Raw genomic sequence first — 14,122 nt, 5'->3', positions numbered from 1 at the left:
CCCCGGCCGAACGGGCGGCCCGCTTCGGGGTTGCCCCGTTCGTCGGGTGCCATGCCCCGAACCCGCCATGGCGCCGCCACCGGCGTGCCACGGCCAGGACGTTCGCTCCCGCATGCAAGGAAGGATGTCATGCACCGCCGCAGCCTGATCGCCGCCCTCGTCCTCGCCCTGCCCGGCAGCGCCCTCGCCCAGCCCTGGCGTGACCCATGGCGCGAGGATGAGCGCGAGCGCAACCGCCGCCCCGACGAGGCCAACCGCGAGCGCGCCGAGTGGGACCGTCGCCGCGCCGAGGCCGAGCGCGAGCGGGTGGAGGAGGAGCGCTACCGCATCGAGGCCAGGCGCCACGAGGCGGAGGACCGCCGCCGGGCCTGGGAAGACCGCCGGCAAGCCTGGGAGGAGCGCCGCCGCTGGGAGGAGGAGCAGCGCCGCCGTGCCTGGGAGGAGCGCCAGCGGTGGGAGGAGGATCGCCGCCGATGGTAGGTCAGTCGGGCCTCACCCCGGCCTCCTGGATCACCTGCCGCCACCGCCCCAGCTCGCCGCCGATGAGGGCCGTGTAGTCCGCCGGGCCCATCCGCCCCGGCACCACGCCGATGGCGGCAAAGCGCTCGCGCAGGCGGGCATCGGCCAGCGCCGCCTCGATCACCGCCTGCCAGCGGCCGATGACCGTGGGCGGCAGGCCCGCCGTCGCCGAGAAGCCGAACCAGTTGGTGCTCTGCACGGCCGGGAAGCCGGCCTCGCCGAAGCTCGGCACCTCCGGCAGCGTGGCGTCCCGCCCCGGCTCGCTGGTGCCGAGCGCCCGGAGGCGCCCGGCGCGGAGATGCGGCAGGGCGATCGGCAGGCTTTCCATCACCGCCGGGATCTGCCCGCCCATTGCATCGGCGAGCGCCGGCGCCGAGCCGCGATAGGGCACATGCGTCAGCTCCACCCCCGCCGCGCGGGCCAGCAGCACGCCGGTCAGGTGGTTCATCGTGCCGTTGCCGCCGGTGCCGAAGGCGAGGCCGCCCGGCCGCCCCCGCGCCAGCGCCAGGAACTCGGCCAGGCTCTGCGCCGGCACGCCGGGATTGACGACGAGCACGCTCGGGAAGGTGCCGACCAGCGCGACATGGCTGAAATCCGCGAGTGGGTCATAGGGCGTCGCGGGATAGAGCGCCGGCCCGATCCCGTGCGAGGCGGCGCTCGACATCATCACCAAATGCGCATCGCCCCGCGCCTTGGCGAGGATCTCCGCCCCCACCATGCCGCCCGCGCCCGGCCGGTTCTCGACCACGATCGGCTGGCCGAGCCCGGCGCCGATCTGCTCGGCCAGGATGCGCGAGAGCGTGTCCGCCGCTCCGCCGGGCGGGAAATTCACCACCCAGCGGATCGGCCGCTCCGGCCAGGCGGCTTGCGCATGGGCAGCCCTCCCGCCGCCGACCAGGGCGGGGAGGGCAAGCAGGGCACGGCGGGGGAAGGTCATGGCGGGCATCCGAGCGAGGTCGGATCCTACTATGCCAATCCCATGCCAATGTCTCATCCCGTGCGGAAGAAGAAGCGCTCTTCCACCACCTTGCCGTCGCGCACCGTGTAGAGGCCGAATTCCTCCATCTGCATCGGCTGGCCGGAGGCCTTCTGCGTGACGTCGAGCTGGAAGCGCAGCCCGAACTGGTCCCCGTTCACAAAGGGCCCGTGGGTCTCGGCGCTGTGGATCTCATGGCTGGAATACCACCAGTCGCCCTTGCGCTTCACCGCAGCCTTGCCGCGGAGGACGGCCATCTCGCCCGGCATCGGCTCGATGCTGACGATCTCCTCGGCCCAGAAGCGCTCGCCCGCCTCCTCGAACTGGCCGGCCTTGCAGAGCGCGGCGAATTCCGCCGCGACGGCTTGCGTGTCCATGCCCCATCCCTTCCCGTCGGAGAGGGCAAGGATATCAGCCCGGCGCGTCGCAGAGGTAGCGTTTCACAGGGTAGGGCTGCGCCGCGATGGCCGGGCAGAAGCTCGCCACCACCGGCTCGAGCTTGAGGTAGAGCTCGTGCCACTCGGCATTCAGCGCCTCCAGCCGGGCGCGCGCCGCCTCCGCCTCCCGCGCCAGCTTCGCCAGGTCGATCCCCACATGCCGCCCATCGCGGACGATGAAGCGCCCGCCAGTCATGACGTGCCGCACGCCGCCGCCATCCTCGGCATGGACGATCTGGTTGGTCGACCAGTGGTGCGGCACCCAGTTGATGCTGCCGAGGTCGAGGAAGACGATGTCCGCCTTGTAGCCCGGCGCGATCAGCCCGAGATCCTCGAAGCCGAGCGCCCGCGCCGAGCCGAGCGTCGCCGCCCGGTAGACCTCCTCGGAGCTGGCCCAGGCGCGCGGGTCCGGCGTCTGCACCTTGGAGAGCATGGAGGCGTAGCGCATCGCCTCGTACATGTTCTGGTTGTCGGCGCTGCTCGCGCCATCGGTGCCGATGCCGACATTGCAGCCGGCATCGAGCGCCCGGCGCAGCGGGAACATGCCGTTGCCGAGCCGCATGTTGCTGCCCGGGTTGTGCGCGATGGAGGCGCCGCGGTCGGCCATGCGCCTGAGGTCGTCGTCATCCATCCAGACGCCATGCGCCGCGGTGAAGTCCGGCCCGAGCAGGCCGAGCCCGTCGAGATGGGCGACCAGCGTCTTCCCGTATTGCCTGCGGCCGACCACCGCCTGCACCTTGCTCTCGCCGACATGGCTGTGCAGGCCGACGCCATGCTCCCGCGCCAGCCTGGCGCAGCCGCACAGGAAGTCGTCGGCGCAATGCAGCGGAATGGTCGGCGCGACGCCGGCGCGGATGTCCTGCCCCGACCAGCGCCAATGCCGCAGCACCTCGCCGATGGCGGCGAGGGTCTGCTCGGCGGGCATCGTGCGGAGCCGCGCCACCTGGCCCTGCAGGGCGTCGGGCAGCGCCTCCATCAGGCCGGGGATCGCCTCGTAGAGCGTCCGGTCGGCGACCATCGGCGCGATCACCGCCCGCATCCCGGCCTCGGCATAGGCCGCGGCCGCCGCATCCAGCCCGTCGCGGGAGGGCAGGGGGAACTCGTAGTAGAGGTCGTAGGCCGCGGTGCAGCCCTTCGCCACCATCTCGGCGGCGCAGATCAGGGTGGTGAGCTTCTTGTCCTCCAGCGTCCGCCCGCCGCCGATCCAGGGCGAGGCGGCGAGCAGCAGCTCGAGCGTCCACCGGTCGCCCATGCCCTTGGCGAGGCCGGAATGGCCGTGGGTATGCGCGTTGATGAGGCCTGGATGCATCAGCAGCCCGGCGGCGTCGAAGACGGGCGTGCCCTCCGGCGCCGCCAGTCCGCGGCCGAGGGCGCGGACCACCCCGTCCTCGATCAGCACATCCGCCGGCTCTCCCCGCCGCTTCGAGGGGTCGGCGAGCAACGCGCCGCGAACCAGCAGGAAGCCCTTCTCCGCGATCGCCATGCGCCGTTCCCCCTCTCAGCAGGCCAGGTAGCCCCCGTCGACATGCAGCTCCGCCCCGGTGATGTAGGAGGCCTCGTCCGAGGCGAGGAAGAGGATGGCCCGCGCCACCTCATCCACCTCCCCCGACCGCCCGAGCGGCACATGCTCCAGCATCTTCGCGCGGAACACCGGGTCGGCCGTCGCGCCCGAGGTGCGCATCGGCGGCATCAGCCCCGGGTGGATGGTGTTCACCCTGATCTTCGCCGGCCCCTCCTGCACCGCGACCGACTTGGTCAGCAGCCGGACGGCGGCCTTCGAGGCGTTGTAGGCGCAGTGGATCCGCTCCTGCCCCACATTGCCCGAGATGGAGGACAGGTTGACGATCGACCCGCCGCCCCGCCGGCGCATCGCGGCGACGCCATGCTTCACCCCGAGGAAGGTCCCCCGGGCATTGACCGCCATGATCCGGTCCCAGAGCCCGGTATCGTAGAGGTCGTTGGTCGCGCTGCCCGAGATCCCGGCATTGTTCACCAAGATGTCGAGGCCGCCCCAGGCTTCGACGACGGCGGCGACGGCCGCCTCCCAGGCCGGCTCCTCGGCGACGTCGAGGCGGATGAAGCGCGCCGTCCCGCCCGCCGCCGCGATGCCGGCGACGACTGCCTCGCCCTCCGCCTCCAGCAGGTCGGCGACGGCGACCTTCGCCCCCTCGGCGGCCATCAGCCGCGCCGTCGCCGCCCCCATGCCCGAGGCCGCGCCCGTGACGAGGGCGATCTTGTTGGCGAGCCGCATCGGCTTGTCCTCCCGTCCATGTTTCGCCGAGCCTCGCGCAAGCGCGGTCTTGACGCCACCCCCGCCGCGGGGCATATCGCCCCACCTTCCACACCACCGCGCGCGGGGTAGGGGCCTGCCCCCTCCTGCCGCGCGCCATTGCGCTTGGGATTTGCACCATGGCCCGCCGCTGCGGCATCACCGGCAAGGGCGTCCTGACGGGTAACAACGTCAGCCACGCCAACAACAAGACGCGGCGTCGCTTCCTGCCCAACCTGCAGGAGTCGTCCTTCTTCTCGGACGTGCTGGCCACCAGCATCCAGCTGCGCCTGACCACCAACGGCATCCGCACTATCGAGCACAATGGCGGCCTCGATGCCTTCCTCATCACCACCCCGAACCGGAAGCTCCCGGTCGAGGCTCAGGTGCTGAAGCGCCGCATCCTGCGCGCCCAGGCGAAGAAGGCCGGCGCCGCGGCCTGAGCCGCCCGCCGATGCCTTGACGGGAAGCCGGGCGAGAGCCCGGCTTTTTGCGTCGACCCGTGTGGCCTTTACCGCGAGGCGCCGCTGCCTTGCTTCGGAACCGGCGCGCCAAGGCATCAGCCTGGCCGGCCGTCGCAGCCTTCGGTGATCCCCTTTCGCCCCTCCCCGCCTCCGCCAGCCGAGGCGGGGAGGGGCCGCGCTAGGCCCCGGCCTTTCGCACGACGAGGCCGACCGAGGTGCTGACATAGGGATCGAGCAGCAGCTTGGGATGCGGCAGCGCATAGGGCGGCAGGTCGACATGTCGGTCGATCTCGTCGCCGCCGATGGAGGTTAAGCGGCGCGCGATAGGCCTCGTGCGAGGGCGCCGAGGAACTGGCGGAACTCCGCCATCTGCGCGAAGGCGATGCGCAGCGCCTCGAGGCCGGGATTGCGGCGGTGGAACTCGATCTCGTCCGCGGCGACAGGCCCCCGGCCGATGAGGAGCCGGACCGCCCAGGCAGCGGCTTCGGGACTCACCATCGTCGCGTCGGTCATCGGCAGTCCTGCAAGCCTTCGGCCGAGTTATGCGGGCAGGATTTTTATGAAAGGGAGGGGAAACGCCCGGCTCTGCCCGTGAACTTGGCGGGTCCTAGTCCAGGTCGCGGAGCGCCACCCCGATCGCCGCGGCCACCCGCTCCGCGTCGCCGACCTCCCGCCCGAGCAGCAGGGCGAGCTTCGCCAGGAGCAGCGCCTCCCGCTCCGGGCCCGCCGCGGCGATGGCCTCGGCGAGCTGCTCGCACAGCCGCTCCGTCATCTCGTCCGTGCTCATCGCCCCAGCATCCGCCGCAGCGCCGCGGCGAGGCCCGCCGCATCCCAGCCCTGCCAGCGCCAGGCGACATGCCCGTCCGGGCGGAGGAGGTAGCCCGCGCCCGGCCCCGCCAGTCCCAGCGCCGCCCGCACCGCCGGATCCCTGACCGCCACCAGCCTCACTCCCTCCGGCACCTTCTCCCCGCCCGAGGCGAGGACCGTCGGGGAGGGGCCAATCATCGCCTGCAGATGCCCGTCGCCCATCGGCAGGCTGGGCAGCGTCGCCCCGACCTCCGGCCCGGCCCGCCATTCGCCCTGCTCCGCCGTCTGCAGGGGCGAACCTGGAAAGGCGATGGCGCTGCTCTGCCGCGGATTGACCAGCGCGCGGGCGAAGTCCTGCGATACGGCGAGGCTCAGCGCCGCCTCCCGCATCAGCGCATGGCCTCGCGTCGGCGGCGTCATGAAGAGCGTCGACTTCCGCGCCGCCCGGATATTCTCCCGCGCCGCGAAGACGCGCTCCTCCGAATAGCTGTCGAGCAGCGCCTCGCCGCCCTCGCCGCGCAGCACCGCCGCCAGCTTCCAGGCGAGATTCCCCGCATCGTCGATGCCGGAGTTGAGCCCCCGGACGCCGAAGATCGGCACCAGATGCGCCGCATCCCCGGCGAAGAGCACCCGCCCGTGCCGGTAGGCGTCGAGCGTCAGGCAATGCGCCCGGTAGAGGCTGATGAGCACCAGCTCATACTCCGCGGGCTCGCCGATCGCCGCCAGATGCGCGTCGATCCGCGCCCGGACCGCCTCCTCCCGCTGCGCCGCCTCGGCATCCTCCTCCTCGCCGAGCTGGTAGTCGATGCGCCAGATGTCGCCCGGCTGCCGGTGCATCAGCAGGGTGGAGCCGGGGTTGGAAGGCGGGTCGAACCAGGCCCGCCGCTCCGTCGGGCTCTCCGAGCGCAGGCGGATGTCGGCGATCAGGTACCGTCCCTCATAGGAATTGCCCCGGAGGGATAGGCCGAGCGCCGCCCGCGCCGGGCTCCGCGCCCCATCCGCCGCGACCACATACTCGGCCTCGAGCTCGTACTCCCCCTCCGGCGTGCCGATCCTGAGCGTGACGCCCCGCTCGCCCTGCGCCAGCCCCAGCATCCGGCTGTGCCAGCGGATATCGACCTCCGGCCGCTCCGCCAGCGCATCGACCAGCAGCTGCTCGGTGAAGCATTGCTGCAGGTTGAGCATGGGTGGATGCCGCTGCTCCGGCCCGTCCGGCATCTCGAATTCCAGCACCTGGTGCCGCTGCCAGAAGCTTCGCCCCCGCCGCCAGGGCAGCCCGGCCCGCAGCAGCGGCGCCGCCACCCCGAACCCCTCCAAAATCTCGAGCGAGCGCCGGCTGATGCAGATCGCCCGGCTGCCGAAGCTCACCGCCCCCCGTGGCTCGATGACGGTGCAGCGCACCCCATGCCGCGCCAGCCCCGCGGCGAGGGCGAGCCCGACCGGTCCCGCCCCGAGCACCGCCACCGGCGCCCGCTGCGGCCCCTCGACGGGCCGGTAGGGGAATCGCGGCAGGTCCTCATAGATCGCCTGGTTCAGCGCCATGCCGCCCCGCCTCCGCCGCTTGCCGAAACCCGGCATCGGCCTATCATCCGCCGCAATTCGGGAGGAACCAAGCCATGTCCAGCCTGGCGGAGGCCGTGCGCCCCGCGGCGAGTGCCGTGCCGCTCTTCGACCCGCGGGATTTCCGCATCCCCGCCGGCATCACGCATGTCTGCGCCGGGGGCGAGACCGCCTTCCTCCATCGCCACGACGCGGCGCTCGCCCGCTACGCCGCCGACAAGAGCCGCGGCACCCATGGCCGCCACGCCCAGGATGCGGAGGTGATGCGCGCCCGCAGCCTCGCCGCCGCCGCCTGGGGCGTCGACCGCGGCGATATCGGCCTGGTCGCCAATGTGGCCGAGGGCATGTCCATGCTGGTCGAGAGCCTCGACTGGCGGCCCGGCGACAACATCGTCGTCGACCCGGATGAGTATCCCTCGCTCGTCGCCCCCGTCGCCCTGCAGCGCCACCCGCACATCGCCATCCGCTATGCCCGCGCCAACGACGCCGCCGCGCTCGCCGCCACGGTGACGGAGCGGACGCGGATGATCGCCGTCTCCCACGTCTCCTACCTGACCGGCGAGCGCTACGACCTTGCGGCCCTCCGCCGCCTGGCCGATGCGGTCGGCGCCCTGCTGATCGTCGACCATACCCAGGCGGCGGGCTACCTGCCGATCGACCCGCGCATCGCCGACTTTGCCTTCTCGGCCGCCTACAAATGGCTGCTCGGCATGACCGGCACCGCCATCGCCTACTGGAACCGCGCCCGCCAGCCGGACTGGGCGCCGAGCACCGCGGGCTGGCACTCGATCGACGACACGGGCCGCCCCGACTACGCCGCCGGCCTGCGGCTGCTGCCGGATGCGATGCGCTTCTCCCGCGGCAACCCCGGCCATGGCGCCGTCTATGTCCTCGCCGCGGCGCTGGACTACCTCGCGGCCTTCCCGCTGGGCGCCGTCGCCGAGCATGTCCAGCGCCTGACGACGGCGCTGCTCGCCCGGCTGGAGGCGGAGGGCATCCCCAGCACCACCCCGCGCGACCCGGCGCGGCACGGCGCCAGCGTCTGCATCGCCTGCCCCGGCGCCGCGGCGCTGACCGAGGCGCTGGTCCAGCGCGGCGTCTGGGCCTGGAACGGCCGCGGCCGCATCCGCTTCAGCTTCCATGGCTACAATGCCATGGGCGATGTCGACCGCATCATGGCAGCCCTGCTCGCCGAATGGCGCGACCGGTGAGCGAGGCGCTGCAGGCCTGGGTCGGCCGCAGGCGCATCGTCGAGGAGGACGTCTCCCTCGGGCAGGTCCGCCGCATCGCCGCCATGCTGGACATGGACCCTGCCGGCTTCCGCCAGGGCGATGCGCTGCCGCCCCACTGGTTCGGCTTCTTCTGCAACGAGGCGCCGCGGCAATCCGAGATCGGCCCGGACGGGCACCCCCATCCCGGCGTCGTCCTGCCGCCCATCCCGCTGCCGCGCCGCATGGGCGCGGGCCGCCGCGTCGCCATCCCAGGCACCCTGCGCATCGGCGACATGGCCGAGCGCACCGCCGAGGTCGCCGCCATCCTGCCGAAGCAGGCGCGCACCGGCTTCATCACCGTGCTCACCATGCGCCACACCTGGCGCGTCGCCGGCCAGGTCGTCGCCGAGGAGGAGTTCGACGCCGTCTACCGCGAGGCGCCGAAGCCGGGCGGGGCGAGCCCCGTTCCGCCGCCCGCACCCGCCCCGGCGGATGCCGCCTGGCGCGTCGAGGCGCATCTCAGCGCGCCGCTGGTCTTCCGCTACTCGGCACTCACCTGGAATGCGCACCGCATTCACTACGACGCCGACTATGCCCGGGGCGAGGAGGGCTACCCCGCCACCGTGCAGAATGGCGGGCTGACCATGCAGCTCCTGCTCGACGCCGCCGTGGCGCGCACGCCGGGCCGGCTCGCCGGCTTCACCGCCCGGCTGACGCGGCCGATCTATGTCGGCGACACCGTCACCCTCTGCGGCCGCGCGCCCGATGCCGGCAAGGCCGCGACCTGGGTGCAGGACCGCGACGGCAATCTCTGCGGGCAGCTCGACTGCGAGTTCGCCTGATGGCGGGCGGGCCGCTCGACGGGGTCCGCGTCATCGACCTCACCACCGTCGTCGTCGGCCCGATCTGCACCCGCACCCTCGGCGACCAGGGCGCCGAGGTCATCAAGGTGGAGGCGCCGGGCGGTGACATCCTCCGCACCCTCGCCGCCGGCAGCCGCTCGCCCGCCATGTCGGGCAAGTTCATCAACTTCAACCGCAACAAGCGCAGCATCGTCCTCGACATCAAGCAGGCCGGGGGCCTCGCCGCGCTGAGGCGGCTGATCGCCGGCGCCGACGTCTTCGTCTCCAATGTCCGCCCCGCGGCACTGGCCCGCGCCGGGCTCGACCATGCCTCGCTCGAGGCCCTCAACCCGCGCCTCGTCCATTGCGGCATCGTCGCCTTCGGCACGGACGGGCGCTATGCCAACCGCCCGGCCTATGACCCGGTGATCCAGTCCCTCTCCGGCGTCGCCGGCACCTTCGAGCGCGCCACCGGCGAGCCGCGCTTCGTGCCCATGGTGATGACCGACCACATCACCGGCCTCGTCGCCGCCCAAAGCATCGGCTTCGCCCTCTACCGGCGCGAGAGGACAGGCCTGGGCGAGGCGATCGAGGTGCCGATGTTCGAGACCATGGCGAGCTTCGTCGCCAGCGAGCATCTGGGTGCGGCCACCTTCGACCCGCCCGAGGGGCCGAGCGGCGATGCCCGCCTGCTCTCGCCCGACTACCGCCCGCTGCCGACGCGGGACGGCTTCATCACCATCCGCCCGAACGACAACCGCCAGGCCTTCGCCTTCTTCGACGCCATCGGCCGGCCCGAGCTGAAGGCCGACCCGCGCTTCGCCACCCCCATCACCCGCACGCAGCATGCCGCCGACTACTTCACCGTGCAGGTCGAGGCGCTGGCGCAGAGGACCACCGAGGAGTGGCTGGCGATCTTCGCCGCCGCCGACGTCCCTGCCGCGCGCTACAACTCCATCGACGACCTGCTGGATGACCCGCATCTCGGCGATGTCGGCTTCTGGCAGAGCGACGAGCACCCGACCGAGGGCCGCATCCGCCGCACCCGCACCCCCGTCACCTTCCGCGGCGGCATGCGCGAGGCGACGCGGCCCGCGCCCCGCCTCGGCGCCGACACCCGCGCCATCCTCGCCGAGGCAGGCTATGCCGAGGCCGAGATCGACGCCCTGCTGCAGTCCGGCGCCGCCGCCTGAGGAGACCGCGATGACCCTGCCGAACTGGCGCTCCCTGCTCTTCGTCCCCGTCACCGCCGAGCGCTTCGTCGCCCGCGCGCACACGCGGGGCGCCGACGTCGTCATCCTCGACCTCGAGGACAGCATCCCGCCGGCCGGGAAGGAGGCTGCGCGCGCCGCGCTCCCGGCCGCCGCTGCGGCGCTGCATGCCGAGGGGCAGGCGCTCGCGGTCCGCATCAACCGCCCGCTCGACCTCGCCATGCCCGACATCGCCGCCGCCATCCGGCCCGAGGTCTCGGCGCTGATGCTGCCGAAGGTGATGGGCCCGGAGCACATCCGCCTGCTCGCCGAGGTGGTCACCGCCCGCGAGGCCGCGCTCGGCCTGTCGCAGGGCCATACCCGCTTCATCGGCATCGTCGAGACGCCTGAGGCCCTGCTGCATCTCGCCGCCATCGCCGGCGCCGACCGGCGCATGGCCGCGCTCGGCCTCGGCGCCGAGGACCTTGCGACCGAGCTGGAGGCCGAGCCCGGCGCCGACATGCTCTACGCCTTCGGCATGATGGTGGTGGCCGCGGCGCGGGCGAGCGGCATCCTGCCCCTCGGCTCGGTCGGCGCCTTCGCCGATTTCCGCGACCTCGAGGGCTACCGCGCCAGCCTGCAGCGCAGCCGCAAGCTCGGCTTCGCCTGCACCGCTTGCATCCACCCGGCGCATGTGCCGATCATCAACGAGGAATACGGCGTTCCGCCGGCCGAGGCGGAGCGCGCCCGCCGCCTCATCGCCGCCTTCGAGGAGGCGCTGGCGGCGGGGCAGGGGGCCGTCGCCTTCGAGGGCGCCATGATCGACCTCCCCGTCGTGGAACGCGCCCGCCGGCTCCTGGCGCGGGCGCGCTGAATTCTACCTCCCGCGTAATCGCCCGGCGGCGGCCGGTTCCGCATCCTCCCCTGCATCGGCGGGACCTTCCCGCCGTTGCACGGGAGACAGAATGATGCATGACCAGCTGATCGACACCTACATCGCCTGCTGGAACGAGGCCGATGCCGCCCGCCGCGCGGCGCTGGCCAGCGAGACCTTCACCGAGGCCGCGACCTACACCGACCCGCTGATGGAAGGCCGTGGCCCCGACGGGATCGCCGCCATGATCGGTGCGGCGAGGGCGCATTTCCCTGGCCTCAGCTTCCGGCGCGCCGGCAAGGTCGATGCCCATCACGACCTGCTCCGCTTCACCTGGGAACTCGCCGACGGGGATGGCCCCGCCGTCGCCGCCGGCACCGACATCGCCGAGCTGGCCGCCGATGGGCGCTTCGCCCGCGTCCTCGGCTTCACCGACCTCGCGCCGGGGGCCTGAGACATGACGCGCGCGATCATCCCCTCGACCTTCCTCCGCCGCGCCCTGCTGCTCGATGCGGTGAGCTGCGCCGGCCTCGGCCTGCTGCTCGCGGTCGGCGCCGCGCCGCTCGGCTGGTGGTTCCACCTGCCGCTGCCGCTGCTGCGCGAGTCCGGCCTCTTCCTGCTGGCCTTCGCCGCGCTGCTCGCCTGGGCCTGCACCCGGCCGCAGCTGCCGCGACTGCTGGTGCTCGGCATCGTCACGGGCAATGCGCTCTGGGCGCTCGACAGCGTGCTGCTCCTGCTGCCCGGCTGGATCGCGCCGAATGCGCTCGGCGCCTGCTTCATCCTGGTGCAGGCGATTGCCACGGCGCTGATCGCGGAGCTCGAATATGTCGGGCTGAAGCGCTCCGCGACGGCGGCCATGGCCTGAGCCCGGGCCCCGGTCTAGCCTCCCTGCCCAAGGGAGGACGACCGATGCGGGAGCTGATCCAGGCCGAGGCGCTGCGTCGCTTCATGACCGGCATCTACGAGGCGGCGGGCGTGCCCGCCGCCGATGCCGCGCTCGTCGCCGGGCTGATGACGGAGGCCGACCTCATCGGCGCCGACGGCCATGGCGTCTTCCGCCTCGCCCAGTATGTGCGCCGCATGCGCGCCGGCGGGATGAACCCCCGCGCCACCCCGCGCATCATCGAGGAACGCGCCGCCTCCGCCCTGATCGACGGCGACAACGGGCTCGGGCATCTCGCCACGACCATGGCCGCCCGCACCGCCATCGCCAAGGCGCGCACCCAGGGCGTCGCCTGGTGCGGCGTCCGCCACGGCAACCATGCCGGCCCCGCCAGCCTCTATGCGCGGATGGTGATGGAGGCGGGGATGATCGGCCTCTACCTCGCCGTCGGCAGCGCCAACCACCTGCCGCCCTGGGGCGGGCTGGAGCTGCTGCTCTCCACCAACCCCATCGCCGTCGCCGTGCCCACGCAGGACGAGCCGCCCATCGTCCTCGACATGGCGACGACGGTCGCGGCCTACGGCAAGGTCAAGCTGCGCGCCCAGCGCGGCGAGCCGATGCCCGAGGGCTGGATGATCGACCGGCAGGGCCAGCCGCTGACCGACCCGAAGCGGGCAGGGGAGGGGCTGCTGCTCCCCATCGGCGGCTACAAGGGCTATGGGCTGGCGCTGATCTTCGGCCTGCTCGCCGGCACGCTGAACGGCGCCGCCATGGGCCGCGAGGTGGTCGACTTCAACGCCGACGACACCAGGGCGACCAATACCGGCCAGGCGATCCTCGCCATCGACCTCGCCGCCTTCGGCGACCCCGCCGAGTTCCGCCGCCGCGTCGACGCGCTGGCCCGCGAGATCCGCGGCAGCGAGCGGCTGCCCGGCGTCGACCGCATCTTCCTCCCCGGCGAGCAGAGCGCGGCGACGCGCAGCCGCCGCGCGGCGGAAGGCATCCCGGTCCCGCCCCCGCTTCGCGTCCAGCTCGACGGGCTCGCCGACGAGCTCCAGGCGCCGAGGCTCGGCGCGTGATCCCCCGCCACGCCCTCGCCGGCCTGCTCCTCCCCGCCGCCGCGGCGGCCGAGGAGGCCTTTCCCTCCCGCCCGGTGGCCCTGCTGGTCGGCTTCGCCCCCGGCGGCGGCACGGATATCCTGGCCCGCCTGCTGGCCGCCCGACTCGGCGACGACTTCGCGCAGCCCGTCGCCGTCGAGAACCGCACCGGCGGGGGCGGGACGATCGCCGCGCTCGCCACTGCCCGCGCCCGACCAGACGGCCATACCGCAACGCTCGGCACGGTGAGCAACATGGTGCAGGTCCCGCTCGCCATGCGCGCCCCGCCCTTCGACCCGGCGCGGGACGTGACGCCGATCACGCTCGTCGCCGCCGTGCCGATGGTCGTCACCGTCCCGGCGAACTCCCCCGCCCGCGACCTCGCCGGCGTCGTCGCCCTGGCCAGGGCCAGGCCGGGACAGCTGAACTTCGCCAGCAACGGCGTCGGCACCAGCCAGCACCTCGCCGCCGAGCTCTTCATGCAGGCGACGGGGGTGCGGATGATCCATGTCCCCTATCGCGGCAGCGGCCAGGTGGTGATGGACCTGGCGCAGGGCGTGGTCGACGTGAATTTCGACACGCTCTCCTCCGTCCTCCCCGGCATCCGCCAGGGGCTGCTGCGCGGCCTCGCCGTCACCACCGCCCGCCGCGTCGCCGCGCTGCCGGAGCTGCCGACGGTGATGGAGGGCGGCATCCCCGGCTACGACCTCGATGTCTGGTACATGCTCTACGGCCCGCCCGGCCTCCCGCCGGCGGTGCTCCGCCGCTGGTCCGCCGCGGCGATCCGGGCGCTCGCCGAGCCCGCACTCCAGGCCCGCATGCGCGAGGCCGGCTTCGAGCCCGCCGGCGGCAGCCCGGACGAGGCCGCCGCCCTCGTCCGCGTCGAGATCGCCCGCTACGGCGAGGCGATCCGCCGCGCCGGCATCCAGATCGACTGAGCTAGCAGCCTGTCGGATTCCCAACGGGCCTGATATCGGCGAATCTGTTCGGCAT

At 73.0% G+C, this 14,122-nt stretch carries 17 protein-coding genes; 10 read left to right on the top strand and 7 right to left on the bottom strand.

What is annotated here, in order from left to right; translation table 11 throughout:
* Window positions 1-129 precede the first annotated feature (129 nt).
* Complete coding sequence (locus AC5JJ1_RS22055) at window positions 130-480, top strand: hypothetical protein (RefSeq protein ID WP_495787265.1); 351 nt, start codon at window positions 130-132, stop codon at window positions 478-480.
* Window position 481: 1 nt separating this feature from the next.
* Here AC5JJ1_RS22055 and AC5JJ1_RS22050 read toward each other — a convergent pair whose 3' ends face one another.
* From AC5JJ1_RS22050 to AC5JJ1_RS22035, 4 genes are read right to left on the bottom strand one after another with little or no spacing between them, the layout of a single operon-like run.
* A complete protein-coding gene (locus tag AC5JJ1_RS22050; RefSeq protein WP_495787264.1) occupies window positions 482-1,456 on the bottom strand; it encodes a Bug family tripartite tricarboxylate transporter substrate binding protein in 975 nt (324 codons plus the stop codon).
* 53 nt (window positions 1,457-1,509) lie between these two features.
* Window positions 1,510-1,872, bottom strand: coding sequence for a SnoaL-like domain-containing protein (locus AC5JJ1_RS22045; RefSeq protein WP_495787263.1), 363 nt, complete (start codon window positions 1,870-1,872; stop codon window positions 1,510-1,512).
* A gap of 34 nt (window positions 1,873-1,906) precedes the next feature.
* Entirely contained in the window at window positions 1,907-3,415 is a 1,509-nt protein-coding gene (locus AC5JJ1_RS22040; RefSeq protein WP_495787262.1) for an amidohydrolase family protein, read from the bottom strand.
* A 15-nt stretch (window positions 3,416-3,430) separates the two neighbouring features.
* Complete coding sequence (locus AC5JJ1_RS22035) at window positions 3,431-4,183, bottom strand: SDR family NAD(P)-dependent oxidoreductase (RefSeq protein ID WP_495787261.1); 753 nt, start codon at window positions 4,181-4,183, stop codon at window positions 3,431-3,433.
* 158 nt (window positions 4,184-4,341) lie between these two features.
* Here AC5JJ1_RS22035 and rpmB point away from each other — a divergent pair, with 158 nt between their 5' ends.
* On the top strand, window positions 4,342-4,644 hold the full coding sequence (gene rpmB / locus AC5JJ1_RS22030) for a 50S ribosomal protein L28 (RefSeq protein ID WP_495787260.1): 303 nt from the start codon (window positions 4,342-4,344) through the stop codon (window positions 4,642-4,644).
* A 330-nt stretch (window positions 4,645-4,974) separates the two neighbouring features.
* Here rpmB and AC5JJ1_RS22025 read toward each other — a convergent pair whose 3' ends face one another.
* The 3 genes from AC5JJ1_RS22025 to AC5JJ1_RS22015 form a co-directional block, all read right to left on the bottom strand.
* Window positions 4,975-5,178 carry a hypothetical protein gene (locus tag AC5JJ1_RS22025; RefSeq protein WP_495787259.1) on the bottom strand — a complete coding sequence of 68 codons (204 nt, stop codon included), beginning with the start codon at window positions 5,176-5,178 and terminating at the stop codon, window positions 4,975-4,977.
* A 94-nt stretch (window positions 5,179-5,272) separates the two neighbouring features.
* Window positions 5,273-5,452 (bottom strand): hypothetical protein, encoded by a 180-nt coding sequence (locus AC5JJ1_RS22020; protein WP_495787258.1) that lies wholly within the window; start codon window positions 5,450-5,452, stop codon window positions 5,273-5,275.
* A complete protein-coding gene (locus AC5JJ1_RS22015) occupies window positions 5,449-7,050 on the bottom strand; it encodes an FAD-dependent monooxygenase (RefSeq protein ID WP_495787257.1) in 1,602 nt (533 codons plus the stop codon). Before AC5JJ1_RS22015 ends, AC5JJ1_RS22020 begins: the two co-directional genes overlap by 4 nt.
* 38 nt (window positions 7,051-7,088) lie before the next feature.
* Between AC5JJ1_RS22015 and AC5JJ1_RS22010 the strand changes: the two genes are divergently transcribed.
* The 8 genes from AC5JJ1_RS22010 (at window position 7,089) to AC5JJ1_RS21975 (ending at window position 14,067) form a co-directional block, all read left to right on the top strand.
* Window positions 7,089-8,243 (top strand): aminotransferase class V-fold PLP-dependent enzyme, encoded by a 1,155-nt coding sequence (locus tag AC5JJ1_RS22010; RefSeq protein ID WP_495787256.1) that lies wholly within the window; start codon window positions 7,089-7,091, stop codon window positions 8,241-8,243.
* Entirely contained in the window at window positions 8,228-9,085 is an 858-nt protein-coding gene (locus AC5JJ1_RS22005; protein WP_495787255.1) for an HTD2 family dehydratase, read from the top strand. Before AC5JJ1_RS22010 ends, AC5JJ1_RS22005 begins: the two co-directional genes overlap by 16 nt.
* Window positions 9,085-10,278 (top strand): CaiB/BaiF CoA transferase family protein, encoded by a 1,194-nt coding sequence (locus AC5JJ1_RS22000; protein WP_495787254.1) that lies wholly within the window; start codon window positions 9,085-9,087, stop codon window positions 10,276-10,278. The genes AC5JJ1_RS22005 and AC5JJ1_RS22000 overlap by 1 nt, the downstream gene beginning before the upstream one ends.
* 10 nt (window positions 10,279-10,288) lie before the next feature.
* The gene (locus AC5JJ1_RS21995; protein WP_495787253.1) at window positions 10,289-11,149 is read left to right on the top strand and encodes an HpcH/HpaI aldolase/citrate lyase family protein; all 861 of its coding nucleotides are present in this window, start codon (window positions 10,289-10,291) and stop codon (window positions 11,147-11,149) included.
* 91 nt (window positions 11,150-11,240) lie between these two features.
* Complete coding sequence (locus AC5JJ1_RS21990) at window positions 11,241-11,603, top strand: nuclear transport factor 2 family protein (protein WP_495787252.1); 363 nt, start codon at window positions 11,241-11,243, stop codon at window positions 11,601-11,603.
* A gap of 3 nt (window positions 11,604-11,606) precedes the next feature.
* Window positions 11,607-12,014 carry a hypothetical protein gene (locus tag AC5JJ1_RS21985; RefSeq protein WP_495787251.1) on the top strand — a complete coding sequence of 136 codons (408 nt, stop codon included), beginning with the start codon at window positions 11,607-11,609 and terminating at the stop codon, window positions 12,012-12,014.
* A 44-nt stretch (window positions 12,015-12,058) separates the two neighbouring features.
* Window positions 12,059-13,111 carry an Ldh family oxidoreductase gene (locus tag AC5JJ1_RS21980; protein ID WP_495787250.1) on the top strand — a complete coding sequence of 351 codons (1,053 nt, stop codon included), beginning with the start codon at window positions 12,059-12,061 and terminating at the stop codon, window positions 13,109-13,111.
* Complete coding sequence (locus tag AC5JJ1_RS21975) at window positions 13,108-14,067, top strand: Bug family tripartite tricarboxylate transporter substrate binding protein (protein ID WP_495787249.1); 960 nt, start codon at window positions 13,108-13,110, stop codon at window positions 14,065-14,067. Before AC5JJ1_RS21980 ends, AC5JJ1_RS21975 begins: the two co-directional genes overlap by 4 nt.
* Window positions 14,068-14,122 lie beyond the last annotated feature (55 nt).

Source organism: Belnapia sp. (assembly GCF_059504005.1).
Note: the sequence above shows the minus strand (reverse complement) of the source record. Positions and strands in the feature narration are given on the sequence as shown.

Excerpts from the sequence above, each read along its gene's own strand:
- AC5JJ1_RS22055 (WP_495787265.1), top strand. The coding sequence starts at position 130 with ATGCACCGCCGCAGCCTGATCGCCGCCCTCGTCCTCGCCCTGCCCGGC.
- AC5JJ1_RS22050 (WP_495787264.1), bottom strand. The coding sequence starts at position 1,456 with ATGACCTTCCCCCGCCGTGCCCTGCTTGCCCTCCCCGCCCTGGTCGGC.
- AC5JJ1_RS22045 (WP_495787263.1), bottom strand. The coding sequence starts at position 1,872 with ATGGACACGCAAGCCGTCGCGGCGGAATTCGCCGCGCTCTGCAAGGCC.
- AC5JJ1_RS22040 (WP_495787262.1), bottom strand. The coding sequence starts at position 3,415 with ATGGCGATCGCGGAGAAGGGCTTCCTGCTGGTTCGCGGCGCGTTGCTC.
- AC5JJ1_RS22035 (WP_495787261.1), bottom strand. The coding sequence starts at position 4,183 with ATGCGGCTCGCCAACAAGATCGCCCTCGTCACGGGCGCGGCCTCGGGC.
- rpmB (WP_495787260.1), top strand. The coding sequence starts at position 4,342 with ATGGCCCGCCGCTGCGGCATCACCGGCAAGGGCGTCCTGACGGGTAAC.
- AC5JJ1_RS22025 (WP_495787259.1), bottom strand. The coding sequence starts at position 5,178 with ATGACCGACGCGACGATGGTGAGTCCCGAAGCCGCTGCCTGGGCGGTC.
- AC5JJ1_RS22020 (WP_495787258.1), bottom strand. The coding sequence starts at position 5,452 with ATGAGCACGGACGAGATGACGGAGCGGCTGTGCGAGCAGCTCGCCGAG.
- AC5JJ1_RS22015 (WP_495787257.1), bottom strand. The coding sequence starts at position 7,050 with ATGCCGGGTTTCGGCAAGCGGCGGAGGCGGGGCGGCATGGCGCTGAAC.
- AC5JJ1_RS22010 (WP_495787256.1), top strand. The coding sequence starts at position 7,089 with ATGTCCAGCCTGGCGGAGGCCGTGCGCCCCGCGGCGAGTGCCGTGCCG.
- AC5JJ1_RS22005 (WP_495787255.1), top strand. The coding sequence starts at position 8,228 with ATGGCGCGACCGGTGAGCGAGGCGCTGCAGGCCTGGGTCGGCCGCAGG.
- AC5JJ1_RS22000 (WP_495787254.1), top strand. The coding sequence starts at position 9,085 with ATGGCGGGCGGGCCGCTCGACGGGGTCCGCGTCATCGACCTCACCACC.
- AC5JJ1_RS21995 (WP_495787253.1), top strand. The coding sequence starts at position 10,289 with ATGACCCTGCCGAACTGGCGCTCCCTGCTCTTCGTCCCCGTCACCGCC.
- AC5JJ1_RS21990 (WP_495787252.1), top strand. The coding sequence starts at position 11,241 with ATGATGCATGACCAGCTGATCGACACCTACATCGCCTGCTGGAACGAG.
- AC5JJ1_RS21985 (WP_495787251.1), top strand. The coding sequence starts at position 11,607 with ATGACGCGCGCGATCATCCCCTCGACCTTCCTCCGCCGCGCCCTGCTG.
- AC5JJ1_RS21980 (WP_495787250.1), top strand. The coding sequence starts at position 12,059 with ATGCGGGAGCTGATCCAGGCCGAGGCGCTGCGTCGCTTCATGACCGGC.